The sequence below is a fragment of the Stenotrophomonas sp. YJH_SMC_6 genome (genome assembly GCF_059371335.1).
Map to the genome: position 1 here is coordinate 142,971 of NZ_JCAFUM010000015.1, position 17,809 is coordinate 160,779.

Below are 17,809 nucleotides of genomic sequence, written 5' to 3' on the forward strand. Positions count from 1 at the left end.
CGACTCTTTAATTCCAGATCAAGTGTGGCTACTATCGGGTCACCAGCCGTTTTTTGTGCCTCCCTTTTGGGGCACGTCGGTTGGACTCAGCACACAACCCAAGATCCATGGAGAGAGAGCCCATGAAGTTGAACAGCAACAAGCTGCGCGATGCAGTGTGCGTTGCGCTGGCCGCCAGCGCCGCATCCGTTGCCGGTACCGGGGTGGCGTCTGCCCAGACCGCCACCAACCTGGACCGCATCGAAGTCACCGGTTCGCGCATCCGTACCGTCGACGTCGAAACCGCCCAGCCGGTCCTGACCCTCAACCGCGCTGACATCGAGAAGCAGGGCTTCTCGTCGGTCGCTGACATCCTGCAGAACATCAGCGCCGTGGGTACGCCGCCGATCAGCCGTGCCCAGCCGCTGTCCTCGGGCGAAGCCGTCGGCGGCACCTACATCAGCCTGCGTGACCTGGGCGCCACCCGCACCCTGGTGCTGCTCAACGGCAAGCGCCTGGGCATCACCACCGGTGGCCTGCAGGACATCTCGACCGTGCCGGTCTCGGCCATCGAGCGCATCGAAGTGCTGAAGGACGGCGCTTCGTCGATCTACGGTTCCGATGCCATCGCCGGCGTCATCAACATCATCACCCGTACCAACTTCGAAGGCGCCACCGGCAGCGTCTACTACGGCCAGTACAGTGAAGGCGACGGTGCCACCCGCACCATGGACTTCACCATGGGCGTGAAGGGTGAGCGCGGTTCGCTGACCATCGGTGCCGAGTACGCCAAGGAAGACAAGGTGCGGGCGGCCGATCGTCCGTACGGTGCGTTCCCGCGCAGCTCCAACCACCCGGACTTCGGCTGGACCACCGTCGGTGAGTTCGGCGGTTTCGTCAGCCGTCCGGCCGATGGCCTGCCGGGCGTCACCTATCCGGCCGCCAGCGCATCCAACCCGAACCGCGAAGTGCGCGTGATCCTGCGTGAGGGTGGCAACGCGAACAACAAGGCCGACTACGTCGCGCAGAACGTCAACAGCTTCTCCACCAAGGACAAGACCAACACCAACCTGCAGACCGACCTGCGTACCCCGCAGGAACGCCGTGCAGTGTTCGTCGATGGCATCTACGACCTGACCGACAACGTGCGCCTGCGCACCAACATGCTGTACAGCTTCCGCGATTCGAACCGCCAGATCGCCGGCTACCCGTACGGCGCACTGGCCTTCGGTTCGCCGATTTCGGCCAGCAGTGCGTTCAATCCGCTGGGTGCTGACATCGCCAACTGGTGGCGTCGTACTTCGGAAGTGCCGCGCAACACCCGCGCCGAGCTGACCACCTTCCGCTTCAGCGGCGGCCTGGAAGGCAGCTTCGAGTTCTCCGACCGCCTGTTCGACTGGGATGTCGGCTACCTGTACAACAACAACAAGCTGGTCCAGACCAGCACCGGCGACCTCAACCTGACCGCGCTGCGTGCGGCGGTGGGTCCGTCCTTCATCAACAGCAGCGGCGTGGCGCAGTGCGGTACCGTGGCCAACCCGATCGGGCTGAACCAGTGCGTGCCGTACAACCCGTTCCTGCACGCCGGCATCCAGAGCAACGGCGCCAACGGCGCATTGACCGGCAACACCGCCCTGCAGAACCTGCTGTTCCCGTCCGCGCACTCCACCGCCGAGACCACCACCAAGGTCATCACCGCCAACCTGGCCGGCAGCCTGTTCACCCTGCCTGCCGGCGACCTGGGCTTCGCCGTGGGTGTCGAGCACCGCAAGGAAACCGGCAGCTTCAGCCCGGACGCGCTGGTGCAGTCGGGCAACACCTCCGGCCTGGCCAACTTCCCCACCGGTGGTGGCTACAAGGTTGACGAAGTCTATGCCGAGTTCAACGTGCCGATCCTGGCCGACCTGCCGGGCGCCCGCGAGCTGAGCCTCAACGCGGCCACCCGCCATTCGGACTACGACACCTTCGGCACCACGCTGAACAGCAAGTTCGGCTTCAAGTGGAAGCCGATCGACTCGCTGCTCATCCGCGGTACCTGGGCGGAAGGCTTCCGTGCCCCGACCATCGCCGACCTGTACAGCGGCGGTTCGCAGTCGTTCGACTTCTTCACCGATCCGTGCGACGTGGTCTACGGTGCTTCGCGCACCAACGCTGCGGTGCGTGCCCGTTGCGCCGCCGCACTGCCGGCCGGCGTAAATGCAGCCAACTTCCGCCAGCAGCAGCAGGGCTTCACCCCGACCACCGCTGCATCGTCGCAGACCCCGCTGGCCTTCGTCTCCGGCTCCAACGACCAGCTGACCCCGGAAACCTCGACGTCCAAGACCCTGGGCTTCGTCTGGAGCCCGGGTTTCATCCAGAACTTCAACATGTCGCTGGACTGGTGGGAAATCCGCGTCGAGAACACCATCATCTCGGACACGGCCAACCTGATCCTCAACGACTGCTACATCAACGACATCGCGGCACGCTGCTCGGCGTTCACGCGTGACCCGGTGACCGGCATCGTCAACAACCTCAAGCGCACCGGCATCAACGCCGGTTACCGCGAGGTGGAAGGCTTCGACCTGGATGTCAGCTACCGCCTGCCGACCGATCGTTTCGGCAACTTCAGCGCGCAGTGGACCAGCACCTACACCTCGCGTGATGACCTGGTCACCACCAAGAACGCGGTCACCCACCCGAACCCCCGCACCGGCGTGGGCTGGGCTGGCTACGCCTTCCGCGTGCGTTCGAACCTGAACCTGGGTTGGGAAATGGGTGACTTCGGCGCCAGCTGGACCGTCCGTTACTTCTCCGGCATGAAGGAAGCGTGCCTGAGTGCCGTGACGTTCCCGGAAGAGTGCAACCTGCCGAACTACGCTTCGCCGAACAACCAGGGCGTGGCGGTGGGCAGCGCGACCAACCAGCGTGGCGCGACCGTGTTCAACGACGTCCAGCTGCGCTGGAACGCACCGTGGAATGCGACCGTGGCCGTGGGTGCCAACAACGTGTTCGGCCGCGTGGGCCCGACCATGTACAGCCAGCCGAGCGCGAACGTCTCCTACTACGGTGGCTTCGACATCGGTCGCTTCCTGTACATGAAGTACACCCAGCGCTTCTGATCGCGGCGTAATATGTATGTGTGACATGGCCACGCCCCGAAAGGGGCGTGGCTTTTTTCATGGGGCAGCCAGGCTTGATGGCGCAGGCCTTTGCGCAGCCGTGCTGGACCAGGCCGCGCACAGGCGCTTGCGCATCGCCGCGTGGTGGCGGCGAGGTGTCATTACGGGGATGGGCGAAGGGAGCGCGCGCGGAAACGTCGCGGTGAGGCAGCAGGGAGCTTACAGGTCCTGCTCGTAGCGCACGTACGGCACGGTGCCGTCGTCGTTGCTTTCGTTGCGTGGCGAGAACGGATTCTTGCCGCGGCTGATCACGTTCTCGGCGCCCACGGTGAGCTGGCCGGACCATGGCGTGCGCCAGGTCAGGCCGATACCCAGGCCTTCCCACTTGCCGGGCTTGCCGGGCACGTCGATGACGCGGCCGATGATGCTGCCGGTGAAATTGCCGTAGCCGGCGCCGATGCTCAGGCTCTTGCTGTCCCAGCGGTCGGCAATGGCCGGCGAGGCGTCGGCCAGCGGTACCAGGCGGGCCTTGGCGTAGGTGCCGGCGATGGACACGAAGCCTTCGCGGCCGATGTTCTTCTGTGCGAACACGGTCAGGTCATTCTGCTCGGCGCGCAGCGAAGGGGTCTTGTTCGGGCCTGTCAGCCATGCCGGCAGGGTTTCACGGCCGGTGCCGGCGGTGATGCCGAGGCGGCTGCTGCCACGGTTCAATGCGGCGGTGCCGGTGAAACGCCGGCTGTTGAGGTCGTCCTCGTCGCCGAGGCTGGCCAGCATGCAGTGGCTGGCCAGACCGCTCATGCTGGTCCCGCTGCTGCTGCAGAGCAAGCCCAGCGAATCGCCGGAGGACAGGCCAAAGGCCGCATCCAGCGAGTTGCGGCCGAAATGCCAACGCGCCCCGGCCGCCTGCTCACCGGTCGGCTCCAGGTACAGCAGAGCCTCGACCTTGCCGCTGCCCTTGTTCCATACCGGCAGCACGGTGCGGGTGTCCTTGCTCTGCGCATGCACGCCCGTGATCGCGCCAAGGGCGATCATCATGGCCAGCGGTAGACGCAGGAAGGTACGCATCGGACCAGTTCAGACAGGGACGGACAACGGAAGTTCCCGTGGGGACGGGAACTTGATGCTAGGGTGTTTATGAATTCTTAACAAGCCTTGATCCTCCCCAGGTACAAGACTGCCGTTCATTGAAGCCGTTCAGGCGCCGGTACAGCCCCCTGGGCGCCGTGGAACAGTATGCCGAACTCCGTCAATGGAAAGTGATACTCACGCCCGCAGAATTCGCAACGGACCTCGACGGCGCCGGTGTCTGCAGCCGCTGCACGGGCCTCTTCCTCACCCAGCGACTGCAGCATCGCCGCCACCCGCTCGCGGGAACAGGAGCAGGCAAAGGACAGCGGCTTTTCGCCCATCAGCGCCGGCTTCTCCTCGTGGAACAGGCGGTGCAGCAGCTGCTCGGCCGGGGTGGCCAGCAGTTCAGCCTTGCCAAGGGTCTCGAACAGGGCGCTGGCGCGCGCCCAGCCGTCCTCGTCGCCCTCGTCGCCCGGCAGCTTCTGCAGCAGCAGGCCGGCGGCACCATTGCGGTCGGCCGCCAGCAGCAGGCGGGTCGGCAGCTGCTCGGACTGGCGGAAGTAGTCCTCGAAGGCCTCGTCCAGTTCCGGTGCGGTCAGTCCGACCAGGCTCTGGTAGCGCTGCGGTTCACGCGGGTCCAGGCCGGGGTTCTCGATGGTGATGGCGAGGATCGCGTCATCGCCCAGGCTGGACAGGTCGCGCGGCGCGTCGCCGCCTTCGCTGAGCTGGGCGATGCCGCGCAGGGTGCCGGCGGCGGTGCATTCGGCGAACAGGGTGCGCAGGGCAGTGCTGCTGCGCAGCTGGATCGACAGGCGTCCATCGATCTTGGTATGGCCGGTGAACAGCGCCGAGGCCACGCAGGCCTCGCCGAGCAGTTCGGCGGCGGTATCCGGGTACTCGGCGTGGGACAGGATTTCCTGCCAGGTGGCCTGCAGGTGCACGTGGACGCCGCGGACGCCGGCGTCGGGGAGCAGGAAGCGGATCAGGGAATCGGAGTTGGCGGTCATCGGCTCACATCGCGCGTAAACGGGGGCAGTTGCCGGATAATGCGCCGACAACCAGATAGAAGAAGGATGCACCAGTAATGGGGGCAGGGGGAGAGCAGCACAAGGTGGAAGCTGTCGTAGAAGGCCCGCGCCGCAGGCGCTGGCGCTGGAAACGGCTGCTGTGGCTGCCGGTGCTGCTGGCTGCTTTCAGCTGCCTGCAGGTCCTGGTGCTGCGGTTCATCGACCCGCCCGTGTCCATGGTGATGCTGTGGCGCTATGGCGAGGCGCTGGGCGAGGCCGATTGGTCCTATCGCCTGCATTACCAGTGGCGCGACCTTGACCAGATGGCGCCGAGCCTGCCCATTTCGCTGGTGGCCGCCGAGGACCAGCGTTTCCCCGACCACAACGGCTTCGACCTGCAGGCCATCGAGAAGGCCCGCGACCACAATGCCAAGGGCGGGCGGCTGCGTGGCGCCAGCACGATCAGCCAGCAGGTCGCCAAGAACCTGTTCCTCTGGCAGGGCCGCAGCTGGATCCGCAAGGGGCTGGAGGTCTGGTACACCGTGCTGATCGAAGCGCTGTGGCCAAAGGAGCGCATCCTGGAAATGTACGCCAACATCGCCGAGTTCGGTGATGGCGTGTACGGAGCTCAGGCGGCGGCGCAGAAGTTCTGGGGCAAGGACGCGGCCAGGTTGGGCCCGGCCGATAGCGCGCGGTTGGCGGCGGTGCTGCCGGCACCGCGGCGCTACAACGCCGCAAAGCCAGGGCCGTACGTGCAGCGGCGCGCCGCCTGGATCCAGCGCCAGGCACGGCAGCTGGGCGGGGCCGCGTACCTTTCGGAAGAGTGAGCGCGCGCCGCCTGATCTACGGCCGGCGGCAACGTACAATCCGGGCATGACCCGCGAACGGCTCACTTTTGTCATCGCCGCCTACAACGAGGCCCTGGCACTGCCGTTGCTGTATCCGCGGTTGTGCGCGGTGCTCGACGCGCTGCCCGACATCGACGGCCACATTCTGTACGTGGACGACGGCAGCCATGACGGGACCTGGGAGGTGATCGCCCGCCTGGCCCAATCCGACGCGCGGGTCTCCGCGCTGAAGCTGTCGCGCAATTTCGGCAAGGAAGCCGCACTGACCGCTGGCCTGGACCTGGTGCGCGAAGGGGCGGCGATGATCCTGGATGCCGATGGCCAGGACCCGCCGGAGCTTGTGCCGCAGTTCGTCGCGCGCTGGCGCGAGGGCCATGACAACGTCTATGGCACGCGTCTGGCGCGCGATGGCGAGGCCTGGATCAAGCGTGCCACGGCGGCGATCTTCTACCGGGTGATGGGGCGCCTTTCGCGTACGCCGATCCCGGCCGACACCGGGGATTTCCGCCTGCTGTCACCACGCGCGCTGAGTGCGCTGCGCGAGATGCGTGAGCGCCATCGTTTCATGAAGGGGCTTTTCAGCTGGGTGGGTTTCAAGCGCGTGGCGGTGCCCTATCACCGCCACGCACGCGTGGCCGGCACCAGCAAGTTCAGCCTGTGGCGGCTGTGGAACTTCGCCCTGGAAGGCATTACCGGGTTCTCGACCGTGCCTCTGCGCGCGGCGACCTACCTGGGGCTGGCAACCGCGGCGGTGGCCTTCGTGTTCGGCATGTGGGTGATCGTCAAGGCCGCGCTGTACGGCGACCGGGTGGCGGGCTGGCCGACGATGATGGCGGTGATCCTGTTCCTGGGCGGGGTGCAGTTGATCGCGCTGGGCCTGATCGGTGAGTACCTGGGGCGCCTGTACGAAGAGTCCAAGCAGCGGCCGTTGTACCTGGTTGACGCGTGGCTAGCATCCGCCGTGGCAGACTCGGCCCTGCAACCCACCCTCGGAGGGCAGGCAGATGACCACGGTACGGCAACTGTTGGACGGCAAGTCTCCTGAAGTACATGCGGTCGCGCCGGATGCGGCGGTGATCGATGCGATCCGGTTGATGGCGGAAAAGGGCATTGGCGCGGTCCTGGTGATGGATGGGCCGCGGTTGGTCGGGATCCTCTCGGAGCGCGATTACGCGCGCAAGATCGTGTTGCGTGATCGTTCTTCGCGCGATACGGCGGTGGCCGAGATCATGACGACGCAGGTGGTGACGGTGTCGCCGGGCGAACAGGTGGAGCATTGCCTGCAGCTGGTGACCGACTACCGCATCCGCCACCTGCCGGTGGTGGAAGGCGCGCAGGTGCTGGGGGTGATTTCCATTGGCGACCTGGTGAAGTCGGTGATCGATGCGCAGCGTAGGGAGCTGGATCAGCTGCAGCAGTACATCGTGGCGGGATGAATTTTTTGCTGGCGGGCCTGCGGCCCGCCAGCCCGCTTTTCGAGGCTCAAAGCCAAAGCCAAAGCCAAAGCCAAAGCCAAAGCACCGCCTTCCTGATGCGGGGGGAGGCTGAGGGCATGGGCGTGTCCTGCCTGGGTCACCCGTCCCCCTCAAACCACGATCAATCCAGGCGCCACGAACGAACGCTCCTACTTCGCATACTGCCCACCGCAGTCGGCATCCTTGCCCGGCCCCAGTTCAATCGTAGCCAGCAGCGCTGCCGGCGGGACAATGCTGCCCAGTGCCAGGGCCACCGCGCCGCGAATACCCAACGCCTTGAAGTCCGGGCGGAACGACGGGTCCTTGAACGTGCCGCTGATATGCAACGGTGACCGCAGTACCAGGATGCTCTTGTCCTTCGGGCGCGGTTTCAGCAGCAGGTCCAGGGTCTCGTCGCGCAGGCTGACCGTGCCTTCGCCGATGAGGATGGTATCGGTGGTGTCCACCGCCAGTGCCTGGCTGGTCATCAGGCCGTCCTGCACACCGAAGTCGGCGAAGGCGCAGCGCAGCGGAATCTGCTTGTCACCGGTCACCAGGAATTTCAGCGACTCGGTGATATCCAGCCCGGCCAGTTCCATCACCAGGTTGCCGACATGGCCACGGCCCATCGCCAGCCCGACCTTGCCGCTGCTGCTGCCGAGCATGGCGGCGATCGAGTTGCCGCGCCCGCTCAGGTCCACTTCGCCGCCGATGCCGCCCTTGGCCTGCTCGGCCAGCTTCGCATCCGGGAAAAGCTGGCCCAGCTGCACGCCGCGTACGCTGGCCCTCAACGCAGTGCGAATCTGCGCCTGGCGTGCATCCATGCGGATCGTGCTGCGGATATCGCCGCCGGCCACGCCGAAGTTCAGCGGGTCCAGCCGCAGCACGCCGTCATCCAGCAGCAGGTGCGCGTCCATGTCGTCCAGTGGCAACGAGGGCGCGTTGATGCGGTGGGCCTTCCAGCGCACGTCGGCATCCATCGCACGCAGTTTGCCCAGATTGTAGGGCGTGTCGGGCAATACCCGGCTGCTGGCGGCGATGCGGGCGGCCTGTGCCTTTTGTTCCGCATTCGCGGTTTCGCCGCCGCCGGTCTTCGGTGGCGCTCCCACGAAGCCGGCCAGGTCATCGAAGTCCAGGCGCCTGGATTCCAGTGTCGCGGTCAGCCGTGGACGGTCGCGTCCCACCTCGAACTGCAGGTTGCCAGCGAGGTCGCTGTCACCGACCTTCCCGGTGAAGCTGTCGTAGCGCCAGACGTTGTGGTCGCGCTTCAGCCGTCCGTCCAAGGCGTAGGGCGGTGAGGGCGGGATGGCAATGCCGAGCAGCGGGTACAGGTCCGACAGGTCCTGCCCGCTGAGTGCGAACTGCAGGTCGAACACCCGCAGCTGGAACGGATTGGTCAGCGTGCCACTGGCCACCGCGTGGGTAGCGCCGGCGCGACCGTCGAGGTGGATGCGGAACGGGTGGTCGCTGTCGGTCAGTTCCAGCGGAGATTCGGTGCCACCGCGCAGGGTGAACGGGTTGCCTTGCCAGTGGCCTTTGCCCTGCACCAGCAGCGGCAGTGAGGCATCGGCCTGTTTCGGCTGACCGCTGCGCACGCCCACGCGGATGTCGGTGCGGCCCAGTGCATCGATGAACTGCAGCCGACCATCGTCGATGCGCAGGCGTTTGAGCTGCGGGCTTGTGCCGCCGGCGCTGTCACCGAGGAAGTCCCAGTTGCCCGGCTCGCCCTTGCGCGGGGCGGTTTCCAGCAGCACGTCCGGCCGGGTCAGGCGCACCTCGGGCAGCTGCACGCTGCCGCGCAGCAGGGGCCAGACCCGCACGTCGATCTCGACGCGGTCTGCGCTGGCCATCTCAGGTTGTTTCGCCCAGCTGGCATTGGCGAAGGTGATCGCATCGGCGCGGATCGTGCTGGTGCGGCCGAGGTCGACATCAAGGTTCCCGATGCGCAGCACTCGGCCGGTGCGTGCCTGTACCGCGCGCTCCACCGGTCCCTTGAACCAGTTCCAGTCCCACAACGCGAGCAGTATCAGGATCGCCGCCAGCAGGAAGACCAGGATCGTGAGCCAGCGCCGGCCTCGTGGGCCGGGGCGGCGGAGGCGCCAACGGGACGTGCGCTTTGCGGCAGGGGAGGCGGCAGCATTCACGCTGCCATGGTTGCCCCCTGTTCGTGGACAGGGCGCGAAGCGACCATGTGCATGGCGTGCACACGCCGCCCTCGAGCGGCCGTTTACAGCACCTGCATGGTGACCGCGACGAAGTGGCAGACGCTGCCGCCGATCACGAACAGGTGCCAGATGGCATGCGAGTACGGGATCGATTCACGGTGGTAGAAGTAGGTCCCCAGCGTGTACGACAGGCCGCCGGCGAACAGCCAGGTGAGGGTGCCGCCATCGATCGAGGCCCACATCGGCTTGATCGCCACGACCACCAGCCAGCCCATGGCGATGTAGATCACCGTTGAGAGCACCTTGAAACGGCCGGTGTAGAACAGCTTGAACACCACGCCGCCCAGCGCCAGCGCCCAGATCGCGGTGAACAGGCCCCAGCCCCACGGACCGCGCAGGCCGATCAGCGTGAACGGGGTATAGGTGCCCGCGATCAGCACATAGATCGCGCAGTGGTCGAATACCTTCAACCGGCCCTTGGCGACCGGATGCTGGATGGCGTGGTACAGCGTGGAGGCGGTGTACAGCAGCAACAGCGCGATGCCGAACACGATCGCGCTGGCCAGCTGCCAGCCGTCGCCGTAGATCGCAGCCAGGGTGATCAACACCGCGCTGGCGGCCAGGGCGAATACCGCGCCCAGGCCATGGGTCAGGGCGCTGGCGATTTCTTCACGGATCGAAGCAATGGACGTCGTGGACATGGCGTAGGCATTGTTCGCGGGGAGGGGGACCCGCACCCCCTTATCATCGCCGCGATGGGCGATACGTGCACGCCTGTCACCGTATGGTGGGTGAATGCCTGCCTTGCGTTGGCTGAGGTCAGAGCCCTTTCCTGCCGGAAAGGGATCCGACCCCGTGGCATCAGCCCACCGAAACGGTATGGGCCGCTTCGCGGGTGGCCGAGAAACGCACGTCCGGCGAGCGTTCCTGCGCCAGCTGCAGGTTGACCCGGGTCGGTGCCAGGTAGACCAGGTGGCCGGCTGCATCCAGTGCCAGGTTCAGCGCATTCTTTTCGCGGAACTCTTCCAGCTTCTTCTCGTTGCTGCAGTGGACCCAACGCGCGGTGGTCACGCTGACCGGCTCGAAGGTGGCTTCCACGCCGTACTCGTCCTTCAGGCGATAGGCCGCCACGTCGAACTGCAGCACACCCACCGCACCCAGGATCAGGTCGTTGCTGGTGAGAGGGCGGAAGAACTGGGTCGCGCCTTCTTCGGACAGCTGGGCCAGTCCCTTCTGCAGCTGCTTGAGCTTGAGCGGATCGCGCAGGCGCGCGCGGCGGAACAGTTCCGGGGCGAAGTTGGGGATGCCGGTGAAGGTGACCGCTTCGCCTTCGGTAAAGGTATCGCCGATGGAAATGGTGCCGTGGTTGTGGATGCCGATCACATCGCCCGGCCAGGCTTCGGCGGCGATTTCACGATCGCTGGCCATGAAGGTCAGTGCGTTGGCCAGCTTCATTTCCTTGCCGGTGCGCACGTGGAAGGTCTTCATGCCAGCGCTGAAGCGGCCCGAGCAGACGCGCATGAACGCGACGCGGTCGCGGTGCTGCGGGTCCATGTTGGCCTGGATCTTGAATACGAAGCCGGTCAGCTTGTTTTCTTCCGGGGCGATCTCGCGGCCGGTGGTGGAGCGGGCCTGTGGCGACGGCGCATGCTCGACGAAGAAGTCCAGCAGCGGCTGCACGCCGAAGTTGTTCACGCCCGAGCCGAAGAACACCGGGGTCTGCTTGCCGGCGCGGTAGGCCTCCAGGTCGAACGGATGGCTGGCGCCCTGCACCAGTTCCAGTTCGTCGCGCAGGTCGGCCAGCATCTGTGCACCGATCTTCTCGGCCAGGCCGGGGGCATCGATGGACGGGAAGATGGTCGAATCCTGGCGGGTGAAGTTGCGGCCCGGCTCGTACAGGTGCACTTCGCCGGTGAGCAGGTGGACCACGCCCTTCAGGCGCTGGCCCATGCCGATCGGCCAGGTGACCGGCGCGCACTGGATGCCCAGCACGGTTTCCACTTCATCCAGCAGCTCGATCGGGTCCTTGCCCTCGCGGTCGAGCTTGTTGATGAAGGTCATGATCGGGGTATCGCGCAGGCGGCACACTTCCATCAGCTTGATGGTGCGCTCTTCCACGCCCTTGGCCACGTCGATCACCATCAGCGCCGAGTCCACCGCAGTCAGCACGCGGTAGGTGTCCTCGCCGAAGTCGGCGTGGCCGGGGGTGTCGAGCAGGTTGACGATCTTGTCTTCGTACGGGAACTGCATCACCGAAGAGGTGACGGAGATGCCGCGTTCCTTTTCCAATGCCATCCAGTCGGAGGTGGCGTGGCGGGCGGCCTTGCGGCCCTTGACCGAACCGGCCATCTGGATCGCGCCTCCGAACAGCAGCAGCTTTTCGGTCAGCGTGGTCTTGCCGGCGTCAGGGTGGGAAATGATGGCGAAGGTGCGGCGACGCGACGCTTCGTTGGCGACTTCGGACATGGCAGTGGCGCCCGCCCGGGGCGCTTTTCAAAGAGATAAGCGCCCGATTATACCGGCCGGGGCCGTTCAGCGCCCGATGCCGCCCTCGGCCTCGCCCTGGCGGGCGAACTGCAGCTGGCCCTGCTCGGCGAAGATGCGTGCCGGCACCGAACGCAGGCCCATGCCGCGGTTGACCTGCACCACGAAGTGCAGGTGCGGTGCGCTGCTGAAGCCGCTGTTGCCGGACAGGCCGATGGGCTGCCCGGCGCCCACCGCCTGGCCGCGACGCACGCGCATGCCGCCGGACTGCAGGTGGCCGTACAGGGCCATGCTGCCGTCGCTGTGCAGCACGCGGATGAAGTTGGCGCGGGCACCATCACGTTCGCGGTCCTGGCTGTTGCCTCGGAAGCCATCCTGGATCTGCATCACCGTGCCCTCGCGCGCGGCCAGCACCAGTGTGCCCTCCGGCAGTGCGAAGTCGACCGCGTCGCGGTTTTCCTCGTCGTCGTGGCTGATCCGGCCCTGCGGCGCCTGGTCCACGCGCGGGCGTGCATCATCGAAGGGCAGGCGGTAGGCCACATCCTCGGCCTGTGCGGCGGGGTTGCCTGGTACCGACTGCAGGCGCAGGTCCAGCATCCGGCCGTTGACCGGCGCGGGGAGGTGGCCGACGACCAGACTGCTGTCGCCCTGTATCAGTGACTGCACCGGCAAGCCGTCGACCGGGTGCCCAGGGGCGGCGCGCAGTTCGATCTGCAACGGCCCGGCCAGGGTGTTGTCGATCCGGGCCTGCCACTGTTCGCCGATCGACTGCAGGCGCAGCTGGGCCATCGGAAGGGGGGCCTTCGCCTCCGCGCTGGCGGGGGCAGGCGCCTTCGGCAGCATCCCCCAGCCCTGGCGCCAGTCGCTGGCGCCGGCAGAGGCGCTGGCCAGCAGCGGTAGGAGCAGGCAGGTCAAGGGCAGGCGTGGCATCAGCGGATTCAGGAAAACGGACCGTCCGGACTGTACCCGATCCTGAACGGAGCGACCGCGACGCCTCTCGCATACCTGTCGCGAAAATATTCATCGCTTTATCCGCATGAAGGGATTGACAGCGCCCGGAAGCGCTGGCATCGTGGCCTCACCATCGAGACCGGCAGAGGGACAGGCCCTTTGAAGCCGGGGCAGCCCGCGGATGCGAAAGCGTTCGCGTAGGTGCCAAATCCTGCGGGGACCGTGGCGTCCACCGAAAGATGGTTCGATCCATGCACCGCACGTGCATCTCGAACGCGAGCCCCGCGAAGGCTCGATGGCCGATTCCCCAACCGGATCCCGCCATGAGCTTCGCTGCCAGTACCGCCGTTCGCCCCGAACCCTTTGTCCCCGTCAGCGTGCCGGTCGAAGACCGCGTGCATGCCGAGCGCGGTGAGTTCGCCGCGGTGCTGTCGATGCGTCACGCTGGCCCCAGCCCGGTGCGCCTGCGCTATGAGTGGGTCGGCCCGGCCAATGCGCCGGTGGTGGTGCTGGCCGGCGGCATTTCCGCCCATCGCCATGTGGCGTCCAACGCACAGTTCAGCGAGAAGGGCTGGGCCGAAGACCTGGTCGGCAGTGGTCGCACGCTGGATCCGCAGCAGTTGCGCGTACTGGCGTTCGACTTCATCGGGGCCGACGGTGCGTTGGACGTGCCGATCGATACCGCTGACCAGGCCGATGCGCTGGCACTGCTGCTGGATCATCTGGGTATCCGCACGCTGAAGGCCTTCGTCGGCTACTCGTATGGCGCGCTGGTCGGCCAGCAGTTCGCGATCCGTCATCGAGCCCGGGTGCGCCAGCTGGTGCTGGCCAGCGGCGCGCATCGTCCGCACCCGTATGCCGCGGCCTGGCGCGCACTGCAGCGCCGCGCCGTCGCCCTCGGCCAACTGCAGTGCGGCGAAGACCACGGCCTGGCGCTGGCCCGGCAGTTCGCCATGCTCAGCTACCGCACCCCGGAAGAGTTCGGCGAGCGCTTCGACGCCGCGCCGGAAGTGATCAACGGCCGCGTGCGGGTCGCCGCCGAGGACTATCTCGACGCCGCCGGCGCGCAGTACGTCGCGCGCACGCCGGTGACCGCCTACCTGCGCCTGTCCGAATCGATCGACCTGCACCGCGTGGACCCCGCCGCCATCCTGCCGCCGACCGTGGTGGTCGCGGTGGAGGGTGACCGCTTGGTGCCGCTGGCCGACCTGGTCGGCCTGGTCGAGGGGCTGGGGCCGCGCGGAAGCCTGCGCGTGCTGCGCTCGCCCTACGGCCACGACGCCTTCCTCAAAGAAACCGATCGCATCGACGCGATCCTCGCCACCGCCTTCCGCACCTCTGGAGAGTCCGCATGAGCCTGCACGCCAACGAGCCGTCCTGTAGCCGCACCACTGCCGCCGTCCGTGCCGGCATCGATCGGGACACCGCGCATGGCGCGGTCACGCCGCCGATCGTGCTGTCGTCGAACTTCAGTTTTGAAGGCTTCGGCAACAAGCGCCAGTACGACTACACGCGCAGTGGCAACCCGACCCGCGACCTGTTGGGTGAAGCGCTGGCCGAGCTGGAAGGCGGCGCGGGCGGCGTGATCACCGCCACCGGCATGGGCGCGATCAACCTGGTGCTGAACGCGCTGCTTCAGCCGGGCGATACCCTGGTCGTGCCGCACGACGCGTACGGTGGCAGCTGGCGGCTGTTCAATGCGCTGGCGAAGAAGGGCCATTTCGAACTGGTCACCGCCGACCTGACCGATCCGCGCGCGCTGTCGCAGGCGCTGGCCACCCAGCCGAAGCTGGTGCTGGTGGAAACGCCGTCCAATCCGCTGCTGCGCATCACCGACCTGCGCTTCGTCATCGATGCCGCGCACAAGGCAGGTGCTCTGGTTGTGGTCGACAACACCTTCCTGTCGCCGGCCCTGCAGCAACCACTGTCGTTCGGTGCGGATCTGGTGCTGCATTCCACCACCAAGTACATCAACGGCCACAGCGACGTGGTGGGCGGTGCGGTCGTCGCGCGCGATCCGGCACTGCATGAGCAGCTGGTGTGGTGGGGCAACGCGCTGGGCCTGACGGGTTCGCCGTTTGATGCCTTCCTGACCCTGCGCGGCCTGCGCACGCTGGATGCGCGCCTGCGCGTGCATCAGGAGAACACCACGTCGATCGTTGCGCTGCTGGACCAGCATCCGGCGGTCGGCCGCGTCTATTATCCGGGCCTGGCCGATCACCCGGGCCACTCCATCGCTGCTCGCCAGCAGAGTGGCTTCGGCGCGATGCTGTCGTTCGAACTGGCGCACTGCGCGGGTGATGATCCGCACGCGGCGGTGCGCGCGTTCGTCGATGGCCTGCGCTGTTTCACCCTGGCCGAATCGCTGGGCGGCGTCGAAAGCCTGATCGCGCACCCCGCCACCATGACCCATGCGGCGATGACCGCCGAAGCGCGTGCTGCGGCCGGCATCAGCGAAGGCCTGCTGCGCCTGTCGGTTGGCATCGAGGCCGAGCGTGACCTGTTGGCCGATCTCGGCGCCGCGCTGCAGCGTGCCGAAGCGGTGATTGATGCGGCTGCGCGCCGCAAACAGGTGGTGGATGCATGAGCGCGCTCGCCGCAGAAATTCCTGCTCTGGGCGTGGGACGCTTGGCGCTGCTGGGCACCGGCACGGTCGGCTCGGCCTTCGTACAGCGTTACCAGGCATTGCGGGCGCGTGGGCTGGAACTGCCCAGCGTGCAGTGGCTGGCCAATTCACGCACTGCGCTGGAGATCGATCGTGACCTGGCCTTGCCGCTGGAACTGGCACAGCGTGCACCGCGCGATGGCCAGAGTTCGCCACCGTGGGCGAGTGCCGAAGGACTGGAGCGTGGCGACGTGGTGGTCGACGCCACCGCCAGTGAAGACGTGGCCGCGCGCCACGTGCAGTGGCTGGCGCGGGGCGTGCATGTGGTGACCGCCAACAAGCTGGGGCGTGGTGCGCAGCTGGCCCGCGCGCAGGCCATTGCGGAAAGCTGTGCCGACAGTGGCGCACGCTATGGCGACAGCGCGACGGTGGGCGCGGGCCTGCCGCTGTTGAGCAGCCTGCGTGCACTGGTGGCCGGTGGCGATCACATCCATGCCATCGAAGGCGTGCTGTCCGGTTCGCTGGCGTGGCTGTTCCATCGTTATGACGGCCAGTCGCCGTTCTCGGCGGCGGTGCGCGAGGCGCTGGCTGCCGGCTACACCGAGCCCGATCCGCGTCTGGACCTTTCCGGTGAAGACGTGCGTCGCAAGCTGCTGATCCTCGCCCGCAGCAGCGGGTTGGCGCTGGATGCGTCGCAGGTAGAGGTGGATTCACTGGTGCCTGAAGCGCTGGCAGCGCTGCCGCTGGAGGATGCGGTGGCGGCGCTTGAGCAGCTGGATGCGCCGTTGCAGGCGCGCTGGCAGCAGGCGCATGACAATGGCCGCGTGCTGCGTTTCGTTGGCCGTGTCGATGGCGAGGGTGCGCAGGTGGGCCTGCGTGAGTTGCCTGCCGATCACCCGTTGGCGCAGGGCGCGGGCACCGACAACCGCGTGGCCATCCACAGCGATCGCTATCACCGCCAGCCGTTGTTGATCCAGGGCCCGGGCGCGGGCGCGGAAGTCACCGCCGCCGCGCTGCTGGATGACGTGCTGCGGATCGTCGGCTGATCGCACTGCTTCTGTAGAGCCGAGCCCATGCTCGGCTGCTACTGGCGAGATCCCTCTTGCTGGATAAGCCGAGCATGGCTCGACTCTACAGGGGAGGGCTGCCGTTCAATGCGCCTTCAATGCCTTCAGCAACGCCGCGTTGAACTGCTTCGGGTCCTGCACCTGCGGCGAATGGCCCAGTTCGGCGAACTCGATCAGCGTCGCGCCGGGAATCGCCGCGGCTGCCGCCTTCCCGAGCACCGGATAGTTGCCCAGCGTCGCCTTCACCGCTGGTGGCGCCAGGTCGCGACCGATCGCGGTGCGGTCCTTCTGGCCGATGAACAGCGTGGTCGGCACCTGAACATTCTTGAGTTCGTAGACCACCGGCTGGTTGAACACCATGTCCGAGGCCAGTGCCTGGCTCCATGCAACGGCCTGCTTGCCGGGCCCTTCGTACATGCCCGACTGCATCCGTGCCCACGGTTCATACGCCGGCTTCCATTTTCCGTCGTAGTACACGTCCAGCTGGTAGCGGCGGATGCTGTCATAGCTGATGTTCATTTCGCCGGCGAACCACGCGTCCACGCTGCGCCAGGGAACACCCAGCGCCTTCCAGTCTTCCAGCCCGATCGGGTTGACCAGTGACAGGCTGCGCAGGTCCTGCGGGAACATCAGCGCATAGCGCACCGCCAGCATGCCGCCCATCGAATGACCGACCAGGTGCACCGGGACATCACCCAGTTGCAGCTGTTGCAGCAGGGCATGGGTGTTGGCGGCCAGCTGCGCGAACGAATACTGGTAACGCTCGGGCTTGCTGGATTTGCAGAAGCCCACCTGGTCCGGGGCGATCACCCGATAGCCGGCGGCAACCAGTGGCTTGATCGATTCCTTCCAGGTGGCGGCACAGAAGTTCTTGCCGTGCAGCAGCACCACCACGCCGATGGGTGCCTTCTTCGGCGCTATGTCGAGGTAGGCCATTTCCAGCGGCTGCCGCTGCGATTCCAGCGCGAAGGTCTTCACCGGATAGCCGTAGTCGAAACCCTCCAGCCGCGGCCCGTAAGTGGGCGCGGCCAGCGCAGGCAGTGGAAGGCAGGCAAGCAGGGCGGCAGCGATCACGCGCAT

14 protein-coding genes and 1 riboswitch are annotated in these 17,809 nt (G+C 66.7%); of the genes, 7 read left to right on the plus strand and 7 right to left on the minus strand.

What is annotated here, in order from left to right:
- The first annotated feature begins 122 nt into the window (after positions 1–122).
- A complete protein-coding gene (locus tag AC5P9N_RS17690) occupies positions 123–3,080 on the plus strand; it encodes a TonB-dependent receptor domain-containing protein (protein ID WP_088470635.1) in 2,958 nt (985 codons plus the stop codon).
- 219 nt (positions 3,081–3,299) lie between these two features.
- Here the strand turns inward: AC5P9N_RS17690 and AC5P9N_RS17695 are convergent, their stop codons facing one another.
- Together AC5P9N_RS17695 and hslO are read right to left on the minus strand one after the other, a co-directional pair.
- A complete protein-coding gene (locus AC5P9N_RS17695; protein WP_180863566.1) occupies positions 3,300–4,112 on the minus strand; it encodes an XOO1806 family protein in 813 nt (270 codons plus the stop codon).
- Between the two features lie 149 nt (positions 4,113–4,261).
- Entirely contained in the window at positions 4,262–5,155 is an 894-nt protein-coding gene (hslO, locus tag AC5P9N_RS17700; RefSeq protein WP_005410687.1) for an Hsp33 family molecular chaperone HslO, read from the minus strand.
- Positions 5,156–5,232: 77 nt separating this feature from the next.
- Between hslO and mtgA the strand changes: the two genes are divergently transcribed.
- The 3 genes from mtgA to AC5P9N_RS17715 are packed head-to-tail and all read left to right on the plus strand — an operon-like array spanning position 5,233 to position 7,439.
- Positions 5,233–5,982 carry a monofunctional biosynthetic peptidoglycan transglycosylase gene (gene mtgA, locus AC5P9N_RS17705; RefSeq protein ID WP_099484054.1) on the plus strand — a complete coding sequence of 250 codons (750 nt, stop codon included), beginning with the start codon at positions 5,233–5,235 and terminating at the stop codon, positions 5,980–5,982.
- Positions 5,983–6,028: 46 nt separating this feature from the next.
- Positions 6,029–7,048, plus strand: coding sequence for a glycosyltransferase family 2 protein (locus AC5P9N_RS17710; protein ID WP_099484053.1), 1,020 nt, complete (start codon positions 6,029–6,031; stop codon positions 7,046–7,048).
- Positions 7,008–7,439: a CBS domain-containing protein gene (locus tag AC5P9N_RS17715; protein WP_005414236.1), complete on the plus strand. Its 432-nt coding sequence runs from the start codon at positions 7,008–7,010 to the stop codon at positions 7,437–7,439. Before AC5P9N_RS17710 ends, AC5P9N_RS17715 begins: the two co-directional genes overlap by 41 nt.
- A 188-nt stretch (positions 7,440–7,627) precedes the next feature.
- Here the strand turns inward: AC5P9N_RS17715 and AC5P9N_RS17720 are convergent, their stop codons facing one another.
- From AC5P9N_RS17720 to AC5P9N_RS17735, 4 genes are all read right to left on the minus strand, one after another.
- Entirely contained in the window at positions 7,628–9,601 is a 1,974-nt protein-coding gene (locus AC5P9N_RS17720; protein WP_099484052.1) for an AsmA family protein, read from the minus strand.
- A gap of 83 nt (positions 9,602–9,684) precedes the next feature.
- Entirely contained in the window at positions 9,685–10,323 is a 639-nt protein-coding gene (trhA, locus tag AC5P9N_RS17725; protein ID WP_005410682.1) for a PAQR family membrane homeostasis protein TrhA, read from the minus strand.
- A 160-nt stretch (positions 10,324–10,483) separates the two neighbouring features.
- Positions 10,484–12,088, minus strand: a complete 1,605-nt coding sequence (locus AC5P9N_RS17730) for a peptide chain release factor 3 (RefSeq protein WP_005410681.1) — start codon at positions 12,086–12,088, stop codon at positions 10,484–10,486.
- Between the two features lie 66 nt (positions 12,089–12,154).
- Entirely contained in the window at positions 12,155–13,036 is an 882-nt protein-coding gene (locus tag AC5P9N_RS17735) for a M23 family metallopeptidase (RefSeq protein WP_099484051.1), read from the minus strand.
- A 148-nt stretch (positions 13,037–13,184) separates the two neighbouring features.
- A riboswitch (SAM riboswitch) is annotated at positions 13,185–13,303 on the plus strand.
- Positions 13,304–13,380: 77 nt separating this feature from the next.
- Here AC5P9N_RS17735 and metX point away from each other — a divergent pair.
- From metX to AC5P9N_RS17750, 3 genes are read left to right on the plus strand one after another with little or no spacing between them, the layout of a single operon-like run.
- Positions 13,381–14,412 carry a homoserine O-succinyltransferase MetX gene (metX, locus tag AC5P9N_RS17740; protein ID WP_005410679.1) on the plus strand — a complete coding sequence of 344 codons (1,032 nt, stop codon included), beginning with the start codon at positions 13,381–13,383 and terminating at the stop codon, positions 14,410–14,412.
- Entirely contained in the window at positions 14,409–15,644 is a 1,236-nt protein-coding gene (locus tag AC5P9N_RS17745; RefSeq protein ID WP_005410678.1) for an O-succinylhomoserine (thiol)-lyase, read from the plus strand. Before metX ends, AC5P9N_RS17745 begins: the two co-directional genes overlap by 4 nt.
- Positions 15,641–16,708: a homoserine dehydrogenase family protein gene (locus AC5P9N_RS17750; protein ID WP_099484050.1), complete on the plus strand. Its 1,068-nt coding sequence runs from the start codon at positions 15,641–15,643 to the stop codon at positions 16,706–16,708. Before AC5P9N_RS17745 ends, AC5P9N_RS17750 begins: the two co-directional genes overlap by 4 nt.
- Positions 16,709–16,813: 105 nt before the next feature.
- On the opposite strand, the gene AC5P9N_RS17755 is transcribed toward AC5P9N_RS17750, so the two are convergent.
- On the minus strand, positions 16,814–17,809 hold the full coding sequence (locus AC5P9N_RS17755) for an alpha/beta fold hydrolase (protein ID WP_099484049.1): 996 nt from the start codon (positions 17,807–17,809) through the stop codon (positions 16,814–16,816).

What these genes read in the sequence shown, in the direction of transcription:
- AC5P9N_RS17745 (WP_005410678.1), top strand. Translation starts at nt 14,409, where the DNA reads ATGAGCCTGCACGCCAACGAGCCGTCCTGTAGCCGCACCACTGCCGCC.
- AC5P9N_RS17735 (WP_099484051.1), bottom strand. Translation starts at nt 13,036, where the DNA reads ATGCCACGCCTGCCCTTGACCTGCCTGCTCCTACCGCTGCTGGCCAGC.
- metX (WP_005410679.1), top strand. Translation starts at nt 13,381, where the DNA reads ATGAGCTTCGCTGCCAGTACCGCCGTTCGCCCCGAACCCTTTGTCCCC.
- AC5P9N_RS17690 (WP_088470635.1), top strand. Translation starts at nt 123, where the DNA reads ATGAAGTTGAACAGCAACAAGCTGCGCGATGCAGTGTGCGTTGCGCTG.
- AC5P9N_RS17750 (WP_099484050.1), top strand. Translation starts at nt 15,641, where the DNA reads ATGAGCGCGCTCGCCGCAGAAATTCCTGCTCTGGGCGTGGGACGCTTG.
- AC5P9N_RS17755 (WP_099484049.1), bottom strand. Translation starts at nt 17,809, where the DNA reads ATGCGCGTGATCGCTGCCGCCCTGCTTGCCTGCCTTCCACTGCCTGCG.
- AC5P9N_RS17710 (WP_099484053.1), top strand. Translation starts at nt 6,029, where the DNA reads ATGACCCGCGAACGGCTCACTTTTGTCATCGCCGCCTACAACGAGGCC.
- AC5P9N_RS17695 (WP_180863566.1), bottom strand. Translation starts at nt 4,112, where the DNA reads ATGATCGCCCTTGGCGCGATCACGGGCGTGCATGCGCAGAGCAAGGAC.
- mtgA (WP_099484054.1), top strand. Translation starts at nt 5,233, where the DNA reads ATGGGGGCAGGGGGAGAGCAGCACAAGGTGGAAGCTGTCGTAGAAGGC.
- hslO (WP_005410687.1), bottom strand. Translation starts at nt 5,155, where the DNA reads ATGACCGCCAACTCCGATTCCCTGATCCGCTTCCTGCTCCCCGACGCC.
- AC5P9N_RS17730 (WP_005410681.1), bottom strand. Translation starts at nt 12,088, where the DNA reads ATGTCCGAAGTCGCCAACGAAGCGTCGCGTCGCCGCACCTTCGCCATC.
- AC5P9N_RS17715 (WP_005414236.1), top strand. Translation starts at nt 7,008, where the DNA reads ATGACCACGGTACGGCAACTGTTGGACGGCAAGTCTCCTGAAGTACAT.
- trhA (WP_005410682.1), bottom strand. Translation starts at nt 10,323, where the DNA reads ATGTCCACGACGTCCATTGCTTCGATCCGTGAAGAAATCGCCAGCGCC.